The organism is Bradyrhizobium sp., from assembly GCF_019244115.1.
GTDB lineage: Bacteria > Pseudomonadota > Alphaproteobacteria > Rhizobiales > Xanthobacteraceae > Bradyrhizobium.
In genome coordinates this window covers 1-4,501 of record NZ_JAFATE010000459.1, presented here as the reverse complement: position 1 = coordinate 4,501, position 4,501 = coordinate 1, and the positions used below count along the sequence as shown (strand labels likewise).

4 protein-coding genes and 1 pseudogene are annotated in these 4,501 nt (G+C 64.4%); 2 read left to right on the top strand and 3 right to left on the bottom strand.

The window, feature by feature from the left end:
• Positions 1–528: LysE family translocator (locus JOZ76_RS20145; RefSeq protein ID WP_291701126.1), on the bottom strand; the 528-nt coding region annotated here is incomplete at its 3' end.
• Positions 529–559: 31 nt separating this feature from the next.
• A complete protein-coding gene (locus tag JOZ76_RS20140) occupies positions 560–1,507 on the bottom strand; it encodes an alpha/beta fold hydrolase (protein WP_291701124.1) in 948 nt (315 codons plus the stop codon).
• A 225-nt stretch (positions 1,508–1,732) separates the two neighbouring features.
• On the opposite strand from JOZ76_RS20140, the gene JOZ76_RS20135 reads away from it, so the two are divergent.
• A complete protein-coding gene (locus JOZ76_RS20135) occupies positions 1,733–2,212 on the top strand; it encodes an Hsp20 family protein (RefSeq protein ID WP_291701122.1) in 480 nt (159 codons plus the stop codon).
• 172 nt (positions 2,213–2,384) lie between these two features.
• Here JOZ76_RS20135 and JOZ76_RS20130 read toward each other — a convergent pair whose 3' ends face one another.
• A complete protein-coding gene (locus JOZ76_RS20130; protein WP_291701120.1) occupies positions 2,385–3,125 on the bottom strand; it encodes a hypothetical protein in 741 nt (246 codons plus the stop codon).
• A gap of 617 nt (positions 3,126–3,742) precedes the next feature.
• Here JOZ76_RS20130 and JOZ76_RS20125 point away from each other — a divergent pair.
• Positions 3,743–4,501 (top strand): annotated as a pseudogene (locus JOZ76_RS20125) (glutamate synthase subunit alpha); the annotation flags it as partial.

Sequence of the window (4,501 nt, the reverse complement as noted above, 5' to 3'; positions counted from 1 at the left end):
GCGGGCCGCGACGATGGCGACGGTCAGACACCACACGGTGCCGCTGGAAATGAACATCAGGCCGAGCGCCAGGAATGCGAGCCCCTTGTGCGGTGCGTACGCATCGACAAATTGCGGCAGGAAGGCGAGAAAGAACAGCGCCACTTTCGGGTTCAGCGCGTTGGTCAGCGCGCCCTGCCAGAACACCCGCGCCAGCGCGACCGTGGCATGCTCGCGCGACGCGGTTTCGTCCGCAGGAAGCGTACGTGACAGCAGCATGGTGAGACCGACATAGCAGAGGTAGGCCGCACCGATCCATTTCACCGCGGTGAACGCGGTCGCCGACGCCATCAGCAGCGCCGACAGACCGACCGCGGCCGCGAAGACATGGGTCAGGCAGCCGGTCGAAATGCCGAACGCCGCGGCAACCCCGCCGCGCCAGCCCAGTTGCACGCTGCGCGCCGCCACATAGGCGGTGTCCGGTCCGGGCGCGATGTTGAGCAAGACGCCGGAAGCGAGAAAGAGCCAGAAATCATGAATGCCGAACATCGATGAGGCTCCTTCAGCGCAAGGGCTTCGATCACTTGAACAGCGGCGTGCCCGGCACGAAGGCATCGAACGCCGCCCAAAACTGTTCGCGGTAGCGATCCTGCTCCTGCAGAATCTCGTGCTTGCTCCCGGCGATCACGAGATGGCGGGCCGCGCGCAGATGATAGGCGAACTCCTCGATCGCCGGCGTCGATACCACGCTATCGTTGGAGGCGGCCAGCATCAGGATCGGTTGGCGGATCTGCGAGGGATAGTTGGTCGCACGGAACGTGTGCATGGCGCGAAAGGCGGTATCGGCCCAGGCCACCGTCGGCGAGGCGATGCCGAGGGTGGGATCCTCGTCGAGGATCGCGGCGTTGCGGGCATAGCGCACGGGATCGGAGGTGACGGGATTGTTCAGGAAGGGCTGGGTGCCACTCAGGACATCATCGCCGCCCGGGACATAGCGGCCGCCCTGCGCGGCGAGGCGCATGGTGCGAAGCAGCGCGCGCACCGCAAACGACGTCGCGCGTCCCGGCAGGTCGATCATCGGCGCCGACAGCACCATGCGGTCGAACCAGCGCTTGCCGGCATAGGCAGTGCGCAGCAGCACGGTGCCGCCCATCGAATGGGCCAGCGCGAAGAACGGCGGCGGGCAATCCGGCAGCACCACATGCTGGACAAAGGTCTCGACGTCGATTTCGTAGTCCGCGAAGTCACGCACATAGCCCTTGCGCGGATCGCGCAGGCGGCGCGAGGAGTGGCCCTGGCCGCGCCAGTCGATCATCGCCACCGTAAAGCCGCGCTCCAGCAGATCGCGCACCGTCTCAAAATACTTCTCGATCATCTCGCTGCGGCCGGAGAACACGCAGACCGTGCCCTTGCGGCCCGAGGTCGGCGACCAGCGTGCGAAACGCAGTTCGGCGCCGTCGATGGTCTTGACGGTGCCGGTCACGACGTTGTCGGGAACGGGATTGGCGGGAATCGAGACGAGCGTCATGGATGGGATCGGATAGGTCGATACAAGCGGGAATCAAGGGGCGGAGACCGGAAAAGGTTGAGGAAAAGCTGCAAATCCCGCCCTCTTGAACGCCCCAGAAGTTTCTCCCATATCACCATCGTGCAGGCCGCGACCAGTGTTTCACGCACTTGAAGGCTGCACAGACAAGCCCGGCCCGATGGCGGGCGGGTTACTTCAAACAGTCGCTCAATGGAGGACTTTGCCATGCGTACCTACGATCTCGCTCCCTTCTATCGTTCCACCGTCGGTTTCGACCGCCTGTTTTCGCTGCTCGATCGCGCCACCGCCGATGCCAGCCCCGGCTATCCGCCTTACAATATCGAGCGCACCGGTGAGAACGCCTATCGCATCACCGTCGCCGTCTCCGGCTTCGCCCAGGATGAACTGTCCATCGTCGCGAAAGAGAACACGCTGACGATCAAGGGCGAGAAGGCCGGGAGTGAGAACGGCAAGGACAAGGGCGAAGTGCTTTATCGCGGCATCGCCGCGCGCGCCTTCGAACGCGTATTCCAGCTCGCCGATTTCGTGGTGGTGAAGAACGCCTCGCTCGAGCACGGCCTGCTCCATGTCGATCTCGTGCGCGAGATCCCTGAAGCCAAGAAGCCGCGCTCGATTCCGATCGCAACCGGCGCGACCGCCGCGCCGCAAGTGGTGAACGGCTCCGCCGAAAAGGCCGCAGCCTGATCGCATCCGACTTCAGCCTCCCCTGAAACCTCAGAACGCCCCGGGCAACCGGGGCGTTTTTTTGGCTCTGCCGATCTGGCCGGCGCGCCGCAAGTGGAGACGAAAAACGCCCCGGCAGAACCGGGGCGTTTCCTGCTTCGTGATCCGCCGTATGGAGCTCTTGGAAAAAACGCTAAAATTCCAGACCCTGCGCCTCCGGCATCGGTTGGGTCGGCAAGATCTGTGACCCCTGTGGCGCCGGTTTGACCTGGCCGACCGTCGGCGCGGGCGAAGACGGCGCGGCAGGAGCAGCAGCAGCGGTGACGGGTGCAGGCTTCGCTTCCGAGGCGGCCGGTTGTTGCGGCGGTTGCGGAGCGGCCTCGGGCCGTGCAGCCGCTTGCGGCGCAGCCGCAGCAGGCCGTGGCATGGGCTGAGGCACCGTGCGGCTCGCAACGTGCGGGATCGCGGCCGGCGGCCGTGGCGCATTCGACATCGCCGGCAGCGGCGGAGGCGGCAGCGGCGGAGCGCCGCGCGGACCGTAAGGACCGCCTGGCGGGCCGCTCATGCCTTCCTCGTAACCCTCTGACGGCACGAAGTTGACGATCTCGCCGGTCCGGGCATCAACCACCAGCCGCCCATCACCACCGCGGCGGTCGATGGCGTTGATCACATAGGTGAAGCCGCGCAGGCGCGGGACTCCGGTCGGCAGGAAGCCGGCCTCGCGCATGGCGGCGAAGACTTCGTGCGGCGGCACAAGGCCGATCCCGTCGCCGCGGCTCAGCGGTCCCCGGGGCGCCATCGGCGTGTAATAGGGGTCGTCGAAATCGGACGCTCTTCCGTAAGGCGACGCGTAAGGTCCGGGGCCTTGTGCTGATGCGGTCGAGGCGGCCAGCACCAGACAGCAACCGGCAGCCCATCCTGCGAGCAATCTCATCGCTATAATCGCTCCTCAAACGCCCCGATTGCGCCCCCGCGCTGAAGCGCTCTGACTCAAAGTAAAACTGCGCGACAGGGTCGGGGGTGATTTCGGCGGTCCTTGGGCGGGATCGCGGCACCATCTGCCCCAAACACAGGTTCCACGCGCCTCACGCGCTTCGGCGACCGCACGTTCGCGTGAGCATGGCAGCATCGCCGGGGGGCGGCCACGGGATGCTAATCGGCAGCGTCCTTTGGTCTTTCGCAGCACCGCCGGTGCCCGGCCGCCGGCCGGGACGCGATACGGACAATCCCGAGGAAAACAAGCCCATGAGGACTTTCACGCGCTTGTGTGATAGATAAAAATTTGGCATGGTGCAAGTTAGGACAGGATTACTGTCTCAAATTTCGTTGCAGAACTGGCACAAGGAATGCAATGAAATTTCAGCGCGAGAGGCGCTGGAGAGGTAACAGGGAAGGCCGTTCGTCGGGGACGTGAGGCCAAAACCCTGAATTCTGAAAATGCGGCTCGCTTTGGCGGACGAGCGGTGGCCTTGCGGTGCCGCGGACGCCCAAGGTGCGCCGGAGGATGACGCCGGGAACGTTGAAGACATCACGTGTCTTGAGAGGACTGATATGAGCGGGTCGAGCTTTGAGAGCGAAAGCATCCTTCACGATGCGCTGTCGGCGGCTTGCAACATCAAACCGGCCGACGTTGAAACACGTGAGCATAGCTTTGAACATACCTGGCGTCCCGCGGCCGAAGGCCTCTACGACCTGTCACTGGAAAAGGATTCCTGCGGCGTCGGCTTCATCGCCAACATCAAGGGCAAGAAGTCGCATCAGATCGTTTCCGATGCGCTGAACATTCTCTGCAATCTCGAACATCGCGGCGCCGTCGGCGCCGACCCGCGCTTCGGCGACGGCGCCGGCATATTAGTGCAAATTCCGCATCGCTTCTTTGTGCGCAAGGCGGCCGAGATCGGCTTCCAGCTGCCCGACCCCGGCGAATACGCCATCGGCGCGCTGTTCATGCCGCGCGAGACGGCGTGGCGCAACGTCATCAAGAGCATCATCGCCGACCAGATCAAGGCCGAAGGCTTGATGCTGCTCGGCTGGCGCGACGTGCCGACCGACAATGCCTCGCTCGGCGAGAGCGTTAAGCCGACCGAGCCGACGCACATGCAGGTGTTCATCGGCCGCAACGGCGCCGCCAGGACCGAGGAGGAGTTCGAGCGCAAGCTCTACATCCTGCGCAAGTCGATCTCGCAGGCGATCTATCAGCGCCGCGACCGCGGCATGGCCGGCTATTATCCCTGCTCGATGTCGTGCCGCACCGTGATCTACAAGGGCATGTTTCTGGCCGACCAGCTCGGCAAATATTACGCCGATCTG